The sequence below is a fragment of the Mesocryomonas lacus genome (genome assembly GCF_055730105.2).
This window is the reverse complement of sequence record NZ_JBUZWF020000001.1, coordinates 1,017,433-1,034,756: the sequence shown is the minus strand read 5'-3', so window position 1 is coordinate 1,034,756 and position 17,324 is coordinate 1,017,433. Positions and strand designations below refer to the sequence as shown.

The following is a 17,324-nucleotide window of genomic DNA, read 5'->3' as shown; positions in this document are numbered from 1 at the left end:
GGTTCCGCCGCGACCCGGAGGCGTGGGCCTGACGACCAAGCTGCATAGCCTCAAGAAGACCTGTGAGAGCGTCGCTTACGTGCGGCAGCCTAGTGGCGACAATCCCAAGCCCAAGTCGTCCACGGCAGTCTGGCCGGTAACCGTCCAGCGGCTATCCGCCGAACAGGTCGCGGAACAGCGAGCGGTCGGAGGCGCGGCCGCCGCCGCCATTGTCGACTGGGCCCTCCAGGATGGCGCCGGGCTCCGGCCGGTCGCGGCGGACAATGCGCGAGGGACCGCGGGCGGGGGCGATCTCGTCGGGCGCCCGCATGGCGCCGCCGCCGTCGTAATAGCCGTCCTCCGGCGGCAGCTCGCCACTGCCGTAGATGTCCTGTTCCGGCGGCAGCGGGTCGACGCCGTAGATGTCGTCGTCCGGCAGCGCCTCGCGGCGGCGCGGCGCCGGCTCGCGGGCGACGGTGCGCGGCGCGATCTCGGTCGGCTGCGTCGTCATCGGCGGCAGCTCGGCCGATGGCGCCTCGGCCTCCGGCTCTCCGCGCGGCGGCGGCATGCCGGCATTCGGGTCGGTGCCGGCCGGCGGCAGCTCGCTGTCGTAGAATCCGCCCGTCGGCTCGTCCGGATTGGTCGAGGCGGTGAGCGGCGCCTCATGCTCGCCGCCGATCTGGTAGTCGCCCGGCAGCGGCATGGCCGGCAGGCCCTGGTGGGCGGCGACCATGAAGGCATGCCAGGCCTCGGCCGGCAGCCCGCCGCCGGTGACCTTTTTCATCAGCGCGCCATTGTCGTTGCCGATCCAGACGCCGGTGGTGAGGTTGGCGGTGTAGCCCAAGAACCAGGCGTCCTTGAAGTCCTGCGTCGTGCCGCTCTTGCCGGCCGCCTGCCAGCCGGGGATCGCGGCCTTGCGGCCGGTGCCGGAGGTCACGACGCCTTCGAGCATGGCGTTCATCATCGCCACGATGTCGTTGGTGACGATGATCGGCGGCACCGAGGCCTCGCGCTCGTAGAGCACCTTGCCTGCCGAATCGGTGACGCGGTTGACAAGATGCGGCGTCGCCTCGTAGCCGCCATTGGCGAAGGGCGCGTAGGCGCCGGTCAACTCGACCAGCGAGACCTCGGACGTGCCGAGCGCGATCGAGGCATTGTCGACGAGCGGCGTCTTCACGCCCATGCGGGCGGCGGTCTCGATCACCGCCTTGGCCCCGACATTATTCGTCAGCTGCGCGGCGATGGTGTTCAGCGAATGCGCCAGCGCATAGGCGACCGTCACTGGTCCGCGGAATTTCCGGTCGTAGTTGGACGGCGTCCAGTTGCCGATCTTGGTCGGGGCGTCGTCGACCATGGATTCCGGCCGCCAGCCGTATTCCAGCGCGGTCTGGTACACGAAGGGCTTGAAGGCCGAGCCCGGCTGGCGCTTGGCGTCGACCGCGCGGTTGAACTGGCTGTCGGCATAGTCGCGCCCGCCGACGAGCGCGCGGATCGCGCCGGTGCCGTCGACGGCGACGAGCGCACCCTGGCTGGCATTGGCCTTCGCCCCGTCGAGCGTTTCGCGGATCGCCTTCTCGGCGTCCTTCTCGAGCCCGAGGTCGATGGTCGTCTCGACGACGACGTCGCCTTTCACGTCGCCGACCAGCGTCTTCAGGTCGCGCATGACGATGTCGGCGGCGTAGTTCTCCGCGCCGTTCCAGTAGCTCTTAGAGCCCGTCGACTTTTCCTCGAGCGCCGCGTCGAGCTGCGCCCTATCGATCATCTTCTCGTCGAGCATGGCCTGCAGCACGACGGCCGCGCGCGCCTTGGCGGCGGCCGGGTCCTTGACCGGCGAGAGGCGCGAGGGCGCCTTGAGGAGCCCGGCCAGCAGCGCCGCCTCGCCGAGGTCGACGTCCTTGGCCGACTTGTTGAAGTAGCGCCGGGCCGCCGCCTCGACGCCGGTGGCGCCCGAGCCAAAATAGACCCGGTTGAGGTACATCTCGATGATCTGGTCCTTGGTGAACTTCTGTTCCAGCCAGATCGAGAGGATCGCCTCCTGCACCTTGCGCTGCAGTGTCTGCTCGGGATTGAGGAAGATGTTCTTGGCCAGCTGCTGGGTCAGCGTCGAGCCACCTTGCACGGTCGCGCCCGCCGCCATGTTCTCGGCAAAGGCCCGGACGATGCCGACGGGGTCGACGCCCCAGTGCGAATAGAAGCGCCGGTCCTCGATCGCCATCACCGCCTGCGGGATAAAGCTGCTCATCTCGTCAAGCGAGACAGCCTCGCCGCCGGTCAGGCCGCGGTTGGCGAGGAGATCGCCGGAGACCGAGACGATCTTGACGTTCGGCGGCCGGTCCGGAATCGCCCAGGCCTCCTGCGGCAGCTTGATGGCGAAATAGGCGATAACAGCGAGAACCGCGAGCGCGCCCCAGAGCCCGGTGAAGAAGGCGAGCCGGAACACATGGCCGAAAAAGCTGCGCCGACGCCGCGGCGTCCGGCCGCCCCGCCCATCCCCGCTTCCGCCGCCGTCCCCATTATTGCCGCCGCCGCCGCCGAAGAAACGCCGGCGCCGCGCATGGCCGTCATCCTCGAGGGCCGGCTCGGCCTTCGCCTGTCGGCGGGGGGCCTTGCGGGACGGCTCGCTGTCGCTGCGGACGGCACGATCGTCGGCCGACAGCCGGAAATCATCTTCCTTCCGGTCCGCGCCGAAGCTCGGTTCGATGCGTTCGCCTTTGCGCCGTGGGGCCATGAATACCTTTGCCTTGCCGCTCCGCGGGAACGCGCTGCTGTCGGGGGTCGCCACGGCGACCGACCGGCGGGATACCAAACCGCTGGGATGGCCGCGGGGCGTTGCCGCGATCGGGGTCGATTGGACACTAAATGCGGCTATTTAACGGGGCCTTAAGCAAGGCCGCAGCGTCGGATCGTCCGGCTTTAGCGCATTTGGCGCCCGTCGCCAAAGGCTTTACGGGACCGTTTGCAGCTTTTGGGCACCCCGCTGCGATGACGGCCGCTGCCGACAGGCAAAAGGGGCCGGCACGCCTGTGCCAGCCCCTTCTTATGGAGATGTCGAAGGTCGTTTCAGCGGTCGGCGAAGGCGATGAGGTCGGCGGTCAAGCGATCCTTCTCGGTGAAGTAGAGGCCATGCGGCGCGCTTTTATAGACCTTGAGTTCGGCTGAGGGGACAAGTGCCGGAACGCGCTCTGCCGAGGCGGCGAAGGGAACGGTCTGGTCGGCGTCGCCATGGATGACGAGCGTCGGCACCTTGAAATGCGCCATGTCGGGCCGGAAGTCGGTCCGCGCGAAGGCGTTGACGCAGTCGAGCGTCGCCTTCGGCGAGGCCATGAGGGCGAGCGACACGAACTGGTCGAGGATCTCGGCCGAAATCTGGAAGTTCAGCATGCCCGCGTTGAGGAAGCTTTTGGCAAAGCCCGCAAGGAAATGCGGCCGGTCGGCGCGCAGGCCGTCGAGGATTTGCTCGAAGACGCTGGCATCGACGCCCTCCGGATTGTCGGAGGTCTTCAGGAGGTAGGGCGTCACGGCCGAGACCAGCACCGTCTTGGCGACGCGCTTGCCACCATGCCGCGACATGTAGCGGGCAACCTCGCCGCCGCCCATCGAGAAGCCGACGAGCACGGCATTGTCGAGGCCGAGCTGGTCGAGCACCGCGGCAAGATCGTCCGACAACGTGTCGTAGTCGTAGCCGTCATAGGGCTGCGATGACTTGCCAAAACCGCGACGGTCATAGGCGACGACCCGGAAGCCGGCCTCGACGAGCGGTGCTGCCTGATACTCCCACATCGCCGAGGTCACTGGCCAGCCGTGGATCAGGACGATCGGCGTGCCGGTCCCCCAGTCGGTGTAGTAGAGCTCGGTCTGGTCGGCGGTCTTGATGAAAGGCATGCGGGACTCCTTACAGAGGGCAGGCGCCGGGCAAAGGGCAGGCGCTGGGCTGGAGTGTCCCAAATCGCTGGATGCCGGGAGTGTTCCCTCCTCGCAGCCATGTGAGCGGGCAAGGCACAAGGGCGAAACGCAAAATGGCCGGTCCTTGCGGACCGGCCATGGCGTCATGTCGGGATCGTTTGAAAACGCGGTTCTCGGAGGCCGAGATCTTCAAGTTTTCTCAGAAGACGTCGAGCGTGAAGCGCTTCGAAATGCCGAGACCGAAAGTGTACTGGTCGCTGTCGCCAACGCGGACAACCGGCGAATCCTTGGCGTCGCCGATCATGCTGGTCCAGGACGCATCGGCGTTGAGGAACCAGTCGGGGCGGAACTCGTAGCGGGCCGCGGCGGCGATGCCGGCCGACTTGAAGCCGCCATCGGGATCGTAGGCGCCGAGACGGCCGCCCGAGTTGAAGGACTCGGTGTTCGAGACGCCGAAATAGGTGTCCATGTAGTCTTCCGAGGCGAAGGAGACGACCGGGCCGGCCTTCAGCTCGAGTTCCGGGGTCGGCCGGGCGATGAGGTTCGCGCCGACTTCGCCCATGAAGCCTTCCGCGCCGCCGAAGGCGTAGCGCACGGCACCGTAGATCTCGGCATACTGCCACTCGTAGCCGAGCTTGATGCCGGCGGCGTAGGTGGCGTCGACGTCGCGCAGGCCGCGCAGCTCGTCATAGTCGCGCGCCTCGCGCTCGCCGATGTAGTCGAAGGACGGCGCGATCGACAGACCGCCGCCCTGCGGCGAGGTGCTGCCGAGCTCCAGAACGCCGGGGATGTTGAGGTAGCCGAGGTTGATGATCGGGAAGGGCGAGACCTCGTAGTCCTTCGAGCCTTCATATTCCGGCTGGATCCGGCCGCCGACGCCGAGCTCGATGATAAGGTCGGTGCTGGTGGTGACCAGCGGGGCTTCGGCCGGCGCATCGTAGGTCGTCATGTCGGCGGCAAGGGCCGGGGCCGCGGCAACGAGGGCGAGAAGAGAGGCGGCGAGAAGGGTACGGGACATCTGCGAACTCCGGGAGGCGGCTCGGTGGCTGAGCCGGTGCATGGATGAAGCTCTCGTCTGAAACCGCCGGGCCGGCAATCACCAAAGCAACACACCGGCGCCGGGACCGTCCCGGGGCCGGTGTTTGGCCAGACAACGTTGCAGGAAGGCCACGATTCGCAACACGTTGCCGCGATTTCGTCACATTCGAATTCCGCTAGGGAAGGCGCCGGGAAGGCGGCTTCAAGCCTTGGTTGCGCCGAGTGCCGCGAGCACCCGCGCCCAAGAGCGCTGGCCCTTGTGGAAGGAGGTCAGCTCGTACTTCTCGTTCGGCGAATGGATGCGGTCGTCGCCGAGCGCGAAGCCGATCAGCAGCGAATCCATGCCGAGGCGCCGCTTGAACTCGCCGACGACCGGGATCGAGCCGCCCATGCCGATCATCACCGCCGGCTTCGGCCATTCGTCGGACAGCGCCTGGCGCGCCGTGGTCAGCACGGCCGAATCGAAGGGCAGCTGGATCGCCGGCGAGGCGCCGTGCTCGTGGAAGGTGACCGAGCAGTCGGCCGGCAGGCGCTCGGTGACGAAGGCGCGGAAGGCGTCGCGGATCGCCGCCGGGTTCTGCTCGAAGACGAGGCGGAACGAGATCTTGGCCGAGGCCTCCGAGGCGATCACGGTCTTGAAGCCCTTGCCGGCATAGCCGCCGGTGATGCCATTGACCTCGGCGGTCGGCCGCGACCAGGTCTGCTCGAGCACCGAGCGGCCCTTCTCGCCGGCGGGCACCGACAGGTCGACCGAGCCGAGGAAGGCGGCCTCGTCGAAGCCGAGCGCATCCCAGACCGCCTTGACGCTGTCCGGCAGTTCCTGGACGCCGTCGTAGAAGCCGGGGAGCGTCACCCGGCCCTCGTCGTCGTGCAGGTCGGCGATGATCTCGGCGAGGATCCGGATCGGGTTGGCGGCCGCTCCGCCGAAATAGCCGGAATGCAGGTCCTTGTCGGCGGCGCGGATCACCACTTCCTCGCCGACGAGGCCGCGCAGGCCCGTCGAGATCGCCGGCGTGTCCTTGTCCCACATGTTGGTGTCGCAGATCAGCGCGATGTCTGCGGTGAGCTCGGCCTTGTTGGCATCCATGAACGGCAGCAGCGAGGGCGAGCCGGACTCCTCCTCACCCTCGAGGAAGATCGTCACCCGGCAGGGCAGTTCGCCGGTCTCGGCCTTGAAGGCGCGGCAGGCCTCGATGAAGGTCATCAGCTGGCCCTTGTCGTCCGACGAGCCGCGGCCGGTGATGCGCCTGGCGCCGTCCGGCATGGTCACGAGCTGCGGGTCGAAGGGGTCGGTGTCCCAAAGCGCCACCGGATCGACCGGCTGCACGTCGTAATGGCCGTAGAACAGGACGTGCGGCGTGCCGGCGGGGCCGTCGTGGTGGGCGACCACCATCGGATGGCCGGCGGTATCGCGCACCTCCGCCTGGAAACCGATGGCGGACAGGTCGCCGGCCAGCCACTCCGCCGCGCGGCGGCAGTCGCCGGCAAAGGCCGGGTCGGTCGAGATCGAGGGAATGCGCAGGAGATCGCGGAGGCGCTCGACCGAGCGGTCGAGGTTGAGGTCAAGGCAGGCGAGGATGCTGTCGAGGCTGGGCATGTCGGCTCCTTGCGAAGGAATGGCGGCTTGCCGCCTTGCCGGGTCTAGATCAAAGTTTCGGCGGGAGGACAAGGCAGGCCGGCGCTCCGGCACCGGCGAGGCGGCGTGGTTCAATGGGGATCTGGCATGGCGCAGGGGGCCTTCGTCCGGTGGCGCGAAGCAGGTGGCGTGGGCCCGCGGGCAGGCATTGGAGATGACGCGGGTCGTATGCGCGACGGGACGCGGCCGGTAGCTCTCGCCGTGGGCCAGTGGATCACCTGATGCGCCCTCTCCGCTCGTCATCCCGGACTTGATCCGGGATCCATGCCCGAGCCATCTCCGGACTGGGACCGCCGGCAACAAATTCTACAATTCTGTAGTGATTCTGACGTCTTCGGCGCTGAGGAATGGATCCCGGATCAAGTCCGGGATGACGAAAAAAAGGGAAAGAAAAAAGAAAGAACGCGCCCCTCACAGCACAAAGCCGCCGCGGCACGAGGGGGACTGCCGCGACGGCTTCGTTGCAACAGCCGGCGGTCCACGAGGGGGGATCGGACCTGCCGGCTCTATTCGGCTCGAAAGCGGGGGACGACGCTCTGGCCGAAGACGGCGCTTGGCGCGCCGTTGCTGAAGATGTGCGCCTTGGCGGTGTCGTGATCAAGAAGTGTAGCGGCTAAATCCGTCACTTGCGTGTGAAAAAACCTAAACATTCGGAAAGGATCGCCAAGTCTCTCCCAAGAATTCGCAACAAAACCGAGCGATGCCGTGGGCTTGGCGGCTGGCGGCCCGCAGCCGTCCGCCCGCTGCCTCAACGGGGGCAAAGAGGGCCGGCGACGGGGCGGCTCGGATGGACTCTTTTCGCCCGCCGCGATAGGCAACGCGCATGAAAAAAGGCGATCATCTCTTCCTGGTCGATGGGTCGGCCTACATCTTCCGCGCCTACCACGCGCTGCCGCCGCTGACGCGCAAATCCGACGGCACGCCGGTCGGCGCCGTCGCCGGTTTCTGCAACATGCTGTGGAAGCTGGTGGAGGAGTCGCGCGACACCTCGGTCGGCGTCGTGCCGACGCATTTCGCGGTGATCTTCGACCATTCCTCGACGACCTTCCGCAACGAGCTCTACGACCAGTACAAGGCGAACCGCTCGGCCCCGCCCGAGGATCTGGTGCCGCAGTTCGGCCTGATCCGCGAGGCGGTGCGCGCCTTCGACCTGCCCTGCATCGAGAAGCAAGGTTTTGAGGCCGACGACCTCATCGCGACCTATACGCGGCTTGCGGTCGAGGCCGGCGGCGACGTCACCATCGTCTCCTCCGACAAGGACCTGATGCAGCTCGTCGGTCCCTCCGTCATCCTCTACGACCAGATGAAGGACAAGCGCCTCGGCCCGGAGGAGGTGAAGGAGAAGTTCGGCGTCTACCCCGAGAAGATGATCGACCTGCAGGCGCTGGTCGGCGACAGCTCCGACAACGTGCCGGGCGTGCCGGGTATCGGCCCGAAGACCGCGGCCGACCTCCTCGACACGTTCGGCGATCTCGAGACGCTGCTGTCGCGCGCCGGCGAGATCAAGCAGGCCAAGCGCCGCGACAACCTCATCGAATTCGCCGACCAGGCGCGGCTGTCGAAGAAGCTGGTGACGCTCGACCAGAACATGGACCTCGACGTGCCGCTGGACGACCTTTTCATCCACGAGCCCGATGGCGAGAAGCTGATCGCCTATCTGAAGGCGATGGAGTTCAACACGCTGACGCGGCGCGTCGCCGCCGTGCTCGGCGAGGACGCCAGCGCCATTGCGTCAGCGTCGATTGCCGTCGACGGTCCGGCGCGCGGGCCCGACCTCGACCCGCAAGGTGGCGCGGGCCGCACCGCGGGCTTCGTTCCGGCGGAAGGGGCGGGCCTGCTGCCGATGGCGCCGTCGCATCTCGTTGCCGCGCGCCGCGAGGCTGCGTCCGCCGAGAGTTTCGACCGCAGCGCCTACGTGACCATCCGCGACTCCGCGACGCTCAGAGCCTGGATGGACAAGGCCCGCGAGACAGGGATCCTCGCCTTCGACGTCGAGAGCACTTCGCTCAACGCGATGACGGCCGAGCTCGTCGGCGTCTCCTTCGCGGTCCGGCCAGGCGAGGCGGCCTATCTGCCGTTGGCGCACGTCTCGGCCGAGGCCGGCGACCTCCTCGCCAGCGACGAGAGCCGCTCGGGCGTCGGCGCGCAGGTGCCGCTCGGCGCGGCGCTGGAGATACTGAAGTCCGTGCTGGAAGACGCCTCGATCCTGAAGATCGGGCAGAACTTCAAGTACGACTACCTCGTGATGCTGCGCTACGGCATCGCGATCGCCGGCTTTGACGACACCATGCTGATCTCCTACGCGCTCGACGCCTCGTCCTCGCTCGAGGGGCACGGGATGGACGAGCTCTCCGAGCGCTTCCTTGGCCACAAGCCGATCAGCTACAAGGAGCTCTGCGGCTCCGGCAAGTCGCTGAAGCCGCTCGCCAGCATCGACATCGCCCGCGTCACCGAATACGCGGCGGAGGATGCCGACGTGACGCTGCGGCTGTGGCGCGTCCTGAAGCCGCGCCTCGTCGCCGAGGGGCTGATCTCCGTCTACGAGCGGCTGGAGCGGCCGCTGGTCGCCGTGCTCGCGCGCATGGAGCAGCGCGGCATCCGCACCGACCGGCAGATCCTGTCTCGCCTCTCCGGCCGCTTCGCCCAGAAGGCGGCGGCGCTGGAGTCCGAGATCGCCGAGATGGCGGGCGAGGCCTTCAACCCGGGCTCGCCAAAGCAGCTCGGCGACATTCTTTTCGGCAAGCTCGGCCTTCCCGGCGGCAAGAAGACCAAGACCGGTCAATGGTCGACCGACGCCAAGGTTCTGGAAGACCTTGCCGCCGAGGGCCACGTCCTGCCGCGGCACATCGTCGACTGGCGCCAGCTGACCAAGCTGAAGGGCACCTACACCGACGCTTTGCCGGCTTACATGGACCGCGAGGACCGGATCCACACCTCGTTCTCGATGGCCTCGACGACGACCGGCCGGCTGTCCTCGGCCGAGCCGAACATCCAGAACATCCCGGTGCGCACCGAAGAAGGCCGTGCGATCCGCACCGCCTTCGTCGCTGCCGAGGGACACAAGCTGCTGTCGGCCGACTACAGCCAGATCGAGCTGCGCATCCTCGCCCACATGGCCGAGATCCCGCAGCTGACGCTCGCCTTCCAGGAGGGCATCGACATCCACGCGATGACCGCGTCGGAAATGTTCGGCGTCCCGGTCGAGGGCATGCCGTCGGATGTCCGGCGCCGCGCCAAGGCGATCAATTTCGGCATCATCTACGGCATCTCGGCCTTTGGCCTCGCCAACCAGCTGTCGATCCCGCGCGAGGAGGCGAGCCTCTACATCCGCCGCTATTTCGAGCGCTTCCCCGGCATCCGCGACTACATGGATTCCACCAAGGATTTCGCCAAGCGCCACGGCTATGTCGAGACGCTGTTCGGCCGGCGGGCGCACTATCCCGACATCCGCCACGCCAACCCGTCGGTCCGCGCCTTCAACGAGCGCGCCTCGATCAACGCCCCGATCCAGGGCACCGCCGCCGACATCATCCGCCGCGCGATGATCCGCATGGAGGACGCGCTCGCCGAGGCCAAGCTCTCGGCGCGGATGCTCCTGCAGGTGCACGACGAACTGGTGTTCGAGGTGCCCGACGACGAGATCGAGGCAACGATCCCGGTGGTCAAGGCGGTGATGGAGAACGCCGCCGTGCCGCGCGTCGCCCTGTCGGTGCCGCTGGTGGTCGACGCCCGCGCCGCCTTGAACTGGGACGAAGCGCACTGAGGCAGCGTGGGCGACTAGCCGATCTCCCCACCTGAGGGGGAGATGCCCGGCAGGGCAGAGGGGGGTGGTGCGCCGCTGCGCTCGCCTCGAGTGACGCCGATCCGTCCGACCGATCGCTCAGTGTTGCCAGACGCTGCGGCAGCGTGCCCCCCTCTGTCGCCTTCGGCGACATCTCCCCCTCGGGTGGGGAGATCATCACGTCGCCGCCGCGCTTCTCCTTCGCTGCCGAAGCAGCTGGGCTGCCGCGATTGATCGGGCGAGAGGGATGCGCTAGTCCCGGCTTCCGAAGAGGCCGGATTTCTCCGGTGTCATGCGGAGACGTCGATGTCGAACCCTTCCGACCTGCGCGAGCGCCTGATCGTCGGGCTCGACGTCTCCAGCCGGGCCGAGGCCGAGGCGATCGTCGAGCGGCTGGGCGACAGCGTGTCCTTCTACAAGATCGGCTACCAGCTGGCCTTCGCCGGCGGCCTGCCGCTGGTGGAGGAGCTCAGCCGGGCCGGCAAGCGGGTTTTCCTCGACTGCAAGCTCCTCGACATCGCCAACACCGTCGAGAAGGGCATTGAGAGCATTGCCCGCATGGGCGCGGCGATGACGACGATCCATGCTTATCCCCATGCCATGACGGCGGCGGCGAAGGCGGCCGAGGGCTCCGGGCTCCTGGTGCTCGCGGTCACCGTCCTCACCTCGCTCGACGAGGCAGACCTTGCCGCCTCCGGCTATGCCGGGACGGTCAAGGATCTCGTCGCCCGCCGGGCGGCGCAGGCCCGCGATGCCGGGATAGGCGGGCTCGTCGCCTCGGCGCAGGAGGCGGAAGCCTTGCGAGAGATCATCGGGCCGGACATGGCGCTGGTCACCCCCGGCATCCGCCCGGCGGGAGCCGCGTCCGGCGACCAGAAGCGCATCGCGACGCCCGCCGACGCCATCCGCGACGGCGCCTCGCACCTCGTCGTCGCCCGGCCGATCATCGCGGCGGCCGATCCGCGCGCTGCCGCCCTTGCCATCCTCGCGGAAATGGCTGCGGCCTGACGCGAAACCGCCGATCACACCTTTTCCGAGCCGATGAAGGAATGAGCATGCCGAAAGCCTACTGGATCGCCCGCGTCGATGTCCGCGACCCCGAGCGCTACAAGGACTACCTCGCCGCCGCCGCCCCCGCCTTCGCCGAGTTCGGTGCGAAGGCCGTGGTCCGCGGCGGGGCGGTGACCCCTCTGGAGGGCCAGGCGCGGGCCCGCAACGTCGTCTGGGAGTTCGAGAGCGCTGCGCAAGCGAAGGCCTGCTACGACAGCCCGGCCTACCAGGTGGCCGTGAAGATCCGGCAGGAATGCGCCGAGTCCGAGCTGCTGATCGTCGAGGGCGTCGCCTGATCCAGCCGCAGAAGCGCCGGGCGCCCTGAGAAGAGGGCGCCGGGCGCCCGGAGGCGAGGGCGCTGGCGCGCGGCGGCAAGGGGAGGCGCATGGCCAAACGCGAGCGTGACTGGTTCCGCAAGATGGCGCCGAAGGGTTTCCGCATCCGCATGATGGAACCGGGCGAGGCACCGGCGCTGCAGGCGATCCGTGCGCAAGCGGCGGGCGTTGCCGCCGCCGTGCAAGCGCCCGTCCAGCCGATCGGCGATTTCGTCGCCTGGCTCCTACAACACGAGATCTTCGTCGCCGAGACCAAGGCCGGCGTGCCCATCGGCTTTGCGGCCGCGGGCGATCTCGGCGAGCTCTACTGGCTCGCCGGGCTCTACGTCGCGTCGGAACAAGCGGGGCAAGGCGTCGGGCGGGCGCTTCTCGGCGCCGTCGTCACGCGCGCCGGTTGGTTCTTCCACCGTGCCCTCGGCCTCACCACCGCGCAGGCGACCGCCCCCTTCTTCGAAGCTTCCGGCTTCACCGCAATCTCGCGGCAAGACTTGCCCGCTATTCTGGAGGAACGCTGGCAGGCCGAATGCCCGCCGGGCGTTTCGCCGGACGAAAGGCTTGTCATGGTCAAATGGCTGTGACGTCATCCCCCGCCGTTTGAACGGTCGCCGCTCCGGGCGTACTTTGTGCACTGCAATAGAAGATGGTAGCGTGCTGAAAAAATAACGGGAGGCTTCGATGCTGTATCAGTTCTACGAGTGGAACCATGCTGCCGTGGCGCCGATGCGCGCCTTCGCCGAAGCCGCGCGGATGTTCTACCAGAACCCGATGAACCCGATGTCCCAGACCGAGGCCGGCCGGTCCTTCGCCGCGATGGCCGAGGTGTTCGAGCGCTCGACGCGGGTCTATGGCAAGCCGGAATTCGGCCTCTACGAGACCGTGGTCAACGGCCTGCGCATTCCCGTCGTCGACAAGCCGGTCTGGCAAAAGCCTTTCGGCCGGCTGCTGCACTTCGAGCGCGCGCTGCCGGCCCGGCACAAGGCCGATCCGCGTTTCCTCATCGTCGCGCCGATGTCCGGCCACTACGCGACGCTGCTGCGCGGCACGGTCGAGGCACTGCTACCCTATGCCGACGTCTACATCGCCGACTGGGAGGATGCGCGCACCGTGCCTGTCGCGGCCGGCAAGTTCGACCTCGACGACTACGTCGACTACGTCATCGAGATGCTGCAGTTCCTCGGGCCCGACACCCATGTCATGGCGGTCTGCCAGCCGGCGGTGCCGGTGCTGATGGCGGTGGCCGCGATGGAGGCGAAGGACGACCCTTGCGCCCCCGCCACGATGACGCTGATGGGCGGGCCGATCGACACCCGCATCAACCCGACCGCGGTCAACACGCTGGCGATGGACAAGGGCATCGACTGGTTCCGCGACAATGTCGTCATGAAGGTGCCGTTTCCGCATGCCGGCTTCATGCGCGACGTCTATCCCGGCTTCCTGCAGCTTTCCGGCTTCATGTCGATGAACCTCGACCGGCATGTCACGGCGCACCGAGAATTCTTCGGCCACCTCGTCCAGAACGATGGCGACAGCGCCGAGAAGCACCGCGAGTTCTACGACGAATACATGGCGGTGATGGACCTCACCGCCGAGTTCTACCTGCAGACCGTCGAAAGCGTGTTCATCACCCACGCGCTGCCGAGGGGCGAGATGCGCCATCACGGGGAGCGCATTGACCTGACAAAGATCCGCCGCACGGCGCTCCTCACCGTCGAGGGCGAGAACGACGACATTTCGGGCGTCGGTCAGACCCGGGCCGCGCAGGATCTCTGCTCGTCGATCCCGCCGGAGAAGCGGGTGCACTATCTCCAGCCGAAGGTCGGCCATTACGGCGTGTTCAACGGCTCGCGCTACCGCGCCGAGATCGCGCCGCGCATCATCGACTTCGCGCTGACCCACGGCACCACCCATGCCTCCGCCAAGCTGCCCCGCAAGGCGGCGGGCGCCGCAGCGCCTGCGGCCGTCACCGAGCCGGCGGCACCGCCTGAGGCAGCGTCCGTCTCACCGGTCCGGACTGCCGCGGCGGCGTCCACGCCGGTGCCAGCAGCCCCCGTCGGCACGGTCCCGCCGAAGCCTGCCGCGAAGGCGCCAAGCCCGGGCAAGCCGCCGATGGCTGGCAAGCCTCTGGCCGTCGAGCCCGCGGCTGACAAGCCTGAGGCCGAGAGACCCGAAGCCCCGGTGTCCGCACGCGGGAAGCGGCCGGTGGCCGTGGCCGGGAAGGGCGCTCCGGCGCCGCGCGGGACAAAGCCCGCCGCCCCGCCGGAGACGCCGACCAAGGCTTGACGGAAAGGCCGCGGTTCATCGCTTTCCACCGCTTGGCAGCATGCTGCCCCGTCAATCTCCAAAAAAGCTTTCCCTGCCGCGCCGGATGCGTCGTGCTGCGTTACCAAGCCGGCAGGGCTGCCAGCGCGCTCCATACAGGGCCAGCTTCTGGCCGTTGTCGGGCTCTGTCGGCAAGTAACAGATGGTCCTGTCGGTCCCGATAGCGATCAATACCGCAGTGCCGTTCCTGCAAGGACAGTCTTGACGCAAGAAGCGGGAAGGCGTCACCTGACAATAGCGTTGGTTATTGCTCAGGGAGGCATAGCAATGGAAAGGGATACTTTAAAGCGGGCGAGTGCGGAGTTCTTCGGCACGTTCTGGCTGACCTTCGGCGGCTGCGGGGCGGCGGTGCTGTCGGCGGCCTTCCCCGAACTCGGCATCGGCTTTCTCGGCGTCGCCTTCGCTTTCGGCCTCACCGTCCTCACCATGGCCTATGCCGTCGGCCACATCTCCGGCGGCCATTTCAATCCGGCGGTGACGCTCGGCCTCTGGTCCGCCGGACGCTGCGCCGACAAGCACGTCCTTCCCTACATCCTCGCCCAGGTCGCGGGCGCCATCGCCGGCGCGGGCGTTCTCTATCTCATCGCCTCGGGCAAGGCCGACTGGGTGGCGGGCGGCTTTGCGTCGAACGGCTATGGCGAACTCAGCCCCGGCAAGTTCTCGCTGGCGGCCGGCTTCCTGACCGAGTTCCTCGCCACTTTCTTCTTCCTCTTCATCATCATCGGGACGACGTCGAAGGGCGCCGCCACCGGCTTTGCCGGCATCCCCATCGGGTTTGCCCTCGTCCTCATCCACCTGATCTCGATCCCGGTGACCAACACCTCCGTCAACCCCGCGCGCAGCACCGGGCCGGCGCTCTTCGCCGGTGGGGAGTATGTGGGGCAGCTCTGGCTGTTCTGGCTGGCGCCCATCCTCGGTGCGGTCGTCGCCGGCGCGCTGGCGAAATGGCTCTACGAGCCCGCTGTCGTCATCGATACCGTCATCGTCGAGGAGCGGACGGCCTGACCGCCAACCGGCTTCCGTATGGCACCGGCGGGGGCTTGCCCCGCCGCTTGCCGCCGCCGGCCCTTCCCGACAGCATCGAAGAAGGCGGCGCTGTGTCGTACAAGGCCTGCCGAATTTATTTCTGTCGTTCTTGAAAGTCAAAACGATCGGGGCCATCTCGAAACTATCGCGATGCTGGATGCGTCGCAGGTTTCTTCGAGAGGAACAGCTCCATGACTTCGCGTGCTTTGATCCGTCCGGCCTGGACACCAGCGACGATTGCTTTGATGGTTGTCGGCTTTATGGTCTACTGGCCACTCGGCCTTGCCATGATCGGTTATATACTCTGGGGCGACCGCCTGGAGAGCTTTCGCCACGATGTCGGCCGTTCCACCGACCGCTTCTTCGGCGGGTTGAAGCGCTCGGGCGCCACCAACCCCTTCGCCACCCCGCGCACCGGCAACGTCGCTTTCGACGACTGGCGCGAGAAGGAACTCGCCCGGCTCGACGCCGAGCGCCAGAAGCTGATGCAGGCGAGCGAGGAGTTCGAGGCCTATGCGCGCGAGCTGCGCCGCGCAAAGGACTCGGAAGAGTTCGACCGCTTCATGGCCAGCCGCCGCACCGGCGCCCCGGCAACGACGATCGACCTCTAAGGACCAGCCTCCGCGTAAAGCGGGTACGCTGCTGCAGCTCCTGCTGCAGCGTACCCCGGAGGCAAGAAGCGGTAAGACCCTGCCCTTGCGAAGGAGCTGGGTTCGATCCGAACGGGCAATGCCGAACAGACGACGAAGCGACGGTGGCCCTGGCTGCCGTCGCTTTTTCATGGCCGGCATGGTCCAGTCGCCGCGATGCGATCCCGATTCGAGCCAGGCCGATGCAGCTCCCGAAATTTCTGACACGGCCGGCGCGCCAGACCGCCGAGGCCCTGCCGCAACGGGTGGAGCTCGCCTCCGGCAGCGTGCCGCTGCTGGTCCGGCGCAATCCGCGGGCCAAGCGGCTGATCATGCGCCTCGCCCCCGGCGCCGCCTCGCTCTCCGTCACCGCGCCGCCACGGGCCACCAACCGCGCCATCCTCGACTTCATCGAACGCCACCGCGGCTGGGCCGAAAGCCGCATGGCCGGCGCGGCCGCACCCTTGCCAGTCGGGACGGGCGCCGTCCTGCCGTTTCGCGGGGGCACGCTGACCGTGCTGCATCAGCCGGGCCGGCGCAGCGCCCGCTTCGAGGGGGACCAGCTGCTCGTCGGCGGGGAGCCCGAGCATTTCGCCCGGCGTGTCCAGGATGCGCTGAAGCGCGAGGCACGGCGCGACTTGCAGGCCGCCGTCGAGCGGCACGCCGCCAGCGTCGGGCTGCAGCCGCGGGCGCTGACGCTGAAGGATACCATCAGCCGCTGGGGCTCCTGCACCAGCGACCGCAAGCTCGCCTTTTCCTGGCGCATCGTCATGGCGCCGCCGGCGGTGCTCGACTATCTCGCCGCCCACGAGGTGGCGCATTTTCGCGAGATGAACCATGGCCCGGCCTTCTGGGCGCTGTGCCGGCGCCTCTGCCCCGACATGGACCAGGGTCGCGCCTGGCTGAAACGCGAGGGCGCCACGCTGCATGCGATCCGCTTCGACTGAGGCGATCCGCCGCGCCTTGCCGCAAGCCCCCGGGGGGGCCGCATTACCAAGCCGTATAGTCACAGAGAGGTCAGGGCGAGGCGGGTCACGCTAAGCCGGCGTGCCGCCCGACAGGATCGCGCGGGTCATCCACCTGGAGCCTATCCGTATGTCTGTTCCCGCCCGCGCCCATTGGACGAAGCTGAACGTCGTCCTTCACTGGCTGATCGTCGTTCTCCTCGTCGTGCAATATCTGGTCAGCGAGTCGATGGAGGGGCTCTGGGATGCCACCACCGAAGGCGGGCTCCTGACGCCCGAGACGCATTTCTACGGCTGGGTCCATATCATCACCGGATCGGTCGTGCTGGTGGCGGCGGCGCTGCGGCTGGCAGACCGGCTGCGCAACGGTCGCCCGCCGCACTCGGCCGCCGAGCCTGGCTGGGCGCTGCTCCTGTCCAAGGTGACGCATGCCGCAATGTATGCCGTGCTCCTCCTGATGCCGGCCCTCGGCCTTGCGGCCTGGCTGTCGGGCATCGATGGCCTCGCGCAGCTGCACACGCTGCTCTGGACGCCGCTCCTGGTGCTGATCGGCCTGCATGTCCTCGGCGCGCTGGCGCAGCAGTTCTATTTCCGCACCAATGCGATCGGGCGGATGACCCAGCTGCGGTAAGGCGCCGCACTGCACCGCAACGACCCGCCGGA

At 67.8% G+C, this 17,324-nt stretch carries 13 protein-coding genes; 9 read left to right on the top strand and 4 right to left on the bottom strand.

Going from position 1 to position 17,324, the window contains the following annotated elements; genetic code table 11:
• Nucleotides 1–151: 151 nt before the first annotated feature.
• The 4 genes from ACZLZQ_RS04745 to ACZLZQ_RS04730 all read right to left on the bottom strand — a co-directional run bounded on the left by ACZLZQ_RS04745 (nucleotide 152) and on the right by ACZLZQ_RS04730 (nucleotide 6,517).
• A complete protein-coding gene (locus ACZLZQ_RS04745; RefSeq protein WP_472948363.1) occupies nucleotides 152–2,707 on the bottom strand; it encodes a transglycosylase domain-containing protein in 2,556 nt (851 codons plus the stop codon).
• Nucleotides 2,708–3,039: 332 nt separating this feature from the next.
• On the bottom strand, nucleotides 3,040–3,861 hold the full coding sequence (locus ACZLZQ_RS04740) for an alpha/beta fold hydrolase (RefSeq protein WP_472948362.1): 822 nt from the start codon (nucleotides 3,859–3,861) through the stop codon (nucleotides 3,040–3,042).
• 220 nt (nucleotides 3,862–4,081) lie between these two features.
• Nucleotides 4,082–4,900, bottom strand: coding sequence for a MipA/OmpV family protein (locus ACZLZQ_RS04735; RefSeq protein ID WP_472948361.1), 819 nt, complete (start codon nucleotides 4,898–4,900; stop codon nucleotides 4,082–4,084).
• A 222-nt stretch (nucleotides 4,901–5,122) separates the two neighbouring features.
• Nucleotides 5,123–6,517 (bottom strand): M20/M25/M40 family metallo-hydrolase, encoded by a 1,395-nt coding sequence (locus ACZLZQ_RS04730; protein ID WP_472948360.1) that lies wholly within the window; start codon nucleotides 6,515–6,517, stop codon nucleotides 5,123–5,125.
• A gap of 862 nt (nucleotides 6,518–7,379) precedes the next feature.
• Here ACZLZQ_RS04730 and polA point away from each other — a divergent pair.
• From polA to ACZLZQ_RS04685, 9 genes are all read left to right on the top strand, one after another.
• The gene (gene polA, locus ACZLZQ_RS04725) at nucleotides 7,380–10,319 is read left to right on the top strand and encodes a DNA polymerase I (RefSeq protein ID WP_472948358.1); all 2,940 of its coding nucleotides are present in this window, start codon (nucleotides 7,380–7,382) and stop codon (nucleotides 10,317–10,319) included.
• A 324-nt stretch (nucleotides 10,320–10,643) separates the two neighbouring features.
• On the top strand, nucleotides 10,644–11,345 hold the full coding sequence (gene pyrF, locus ACZLZQ_RS04720; protein ID WP_472948357.1) for an orotidine-5'-phosphate decarboxylase: 702 nt from the start codon (nucleotides 10,644–10,646) through the stop codon (nucleotides 11,343–11,345).
• Nucleotides 11,346–11,392: 47 nt separating this feature from the next.
• Complete coding sequence (locus tag ACZLZQ_RS04715) at nucleotides 11,393–11,683, top strand: DUF1330 domain-containing protein (protein ID WP_472948356.1); 291 nt, start codon at nucleotides 11,393–11,395, stop codon at nucleotides 11,681–11,683.
• A gap of 89 nt (nucleotides 11,684–11,772) precedes the next feature.
• The gene (locus ACZLZQ_RS04710; RefSeq protein ID WP_472948355.1) at nucleotides 11,773–12,300 is read left to right on the top strand and encodes a GNAT family N-acetyltransferase; all 528 of its coding nucleotides are present in this window, start codon (nucleotides 11,773–11,775) and stop codon (nucleotides 12,298–12,300) included.
• Between the two features lie 97 nt (nucleotides 12,301–12,397).
• Nucleotides 12,398–14,002 carry a polyhydroxyalkanoate depolymerase gene (locus tag ACZLZQ_RS04705; RefSeq protein WP_472948354.1) on the top strand — a complete coding sequence of 535 codons (1,605 nt, stop codon included), beginning with the start codon at nucleotides 12,398–12,400 and terminating at the stop codon, nucleotides 14,000–14,002.
• Nucleotides 14,003–14,308: 306 nt separating this feature from the next.
• Nucleotides 14,309–15,046, top strand: a complete 738-nt coding sequence (gene aqpZ, locus ACZLZQ_RS04700) for an aquaporin Z (protein ID WP_472934296.1) — start codon at nucleotides 14,309–14,311, stop codon at nucleotides 15,044–15,046.
• Between the two features lie 212 nt (nucleotides 15,047–15,258).
• Complete coding sequence (locus ACZLZQ_RS04695; RefSeq protein WP_472934297.1) at nucleotides 15,259–15,678, top strand: DUF2852 domain-containing protein; 420 nt, start codon at nucleotides 15,259–15,261, stop codon at nucleotides 15,676–15,678.
• Between the two features lie 221 nt (nucleotides 15,679–15,899).
• The gene (locus tag ACZLZQ_RS04690; RefSeq protein WP_472948353.1) at nucleotides 15,900–16,643 is read left to right on the top strand and encodes a M48 family metallopeptidase; all 744 of its coding nucleotides are present in this window, start codon (nucleotides 15,900–15,902) and stop codon (nucleotides 16,641–16,643) included.
• A gap of 148 nt (nucleotides 16,644–16,791) precedes the next feature.
• Entirely contained in the window at nucleotides 16,792–17,292 is a 501-nt protein-coding gene (locus ACZLZQ_RS04685; RefSeq protein WP_472948352.1) for a cytochrome b, read from the top strand.
• Nucleotides 17,293–17,324: the final 32 nt, after the last annotated feature.

What these genes read in the sequence shown, in the direction of transcription:
- ACZLZQ_RS04745 (WP_472948363.1), bottom strand. Translation starts at nt 2,707, where the DNA reads ATGGCCCCACGGCGCAAAGGCGAACGCATCGAACCGAGCTTCGGCGCG.
- ACZLZQ_RS04740 (WP_472948362.1), bottom strand. Translation starts at nt 3,861, where the DNA reads ATGCCTTTCATCAAGACCGCCGACCAGACCGAGCTCTACTACACCGAC.
- ACZLZQ_RS04735 (WP_472948361.1), bottom strand. Translation starts at nt 4,900, where the DNA reads ATGTCCCGTACCCTTCTCGCCGCCTCTCTTCTCGCCCTCGTTGCCGCG.
- ACZLZQ_RS04730 (WP_472948360.1), bottom strand. Translation starts at nt 6,517, where the DNA reads ATGCCCAGCCTCGACAGCATCCTCGCCTGCCTTGACCTCAACCTCGAC.
- polA (WP_472948358.1), top strand. Translation starts at nt 7,380, where the DNA reads ATGAAAAAAGGCGATCATCTCTTCCTGGTCGATGGGTCGGCCTACATC.
- pyrF (WP_472948357.1), top strand. Translation starts at nt 10,644, where the DNA reads ATGTCGAACCCTTCCGACCTGCGCGAGCGCCTGATCGTCGGGCTCGAC.
- ACZLZQ_RS04715 (WP_472948356.1), top strand. Translation starts at nt 11,393, where the DNA reads ATGCCGAAAGCCTACTGGATCGCCCGCGTCGATGTCCGCGACCCCGAG.
- ACZLZQ_RS04710 (WP_472948355.1), top strand. Translation starts at nt 11,773, where the DNA reads ATGGCCAAACGCGAGCGTGACTGGTTCCGCAAGATGGCGCCGAAGGGT.
- ACZLZQ_RS04705 (WP_472948354.1), top strand. Translation starts at nt 12,398, where the DNA reads ATGCTGTATCAGTTCTACGAGTGGAACCATGCTGCCGTGGCGCCGATG.
- aqpZ (WP_472934296.1), top strand. Translation starts at nt 14,309, where the DNA reads ATGGAAAGGGATACTTTAAAGCGGGCGAGTGCGGAGTTCTTCGGCACG.
- ACZLZQ_RS04695 (WP_472934297.1), top strand. Translation starts at nt 15,259, where the DNA reads ATGACTTCGCGTGCTTTGATCCGTCCGGCCTGGACACCAGCGACGATT.
- ACZLZQ_RS04690 (WP_472948353.1), top strand. Translation starts at nt 15,900, where the DNA reads ATGCAGCTCCCGAAATTTCTGACACGGCCGGCGCGCCAGACCGCCGAG.
- ACZLZQ_RS04685 (WP_472948352.1), top strand. Translation starts at nt 16,792, where the DNA reads ATGTCTGTTCCCGCCCGCGCCCATTGGACGAAGCTGAACGTCGTCCTT.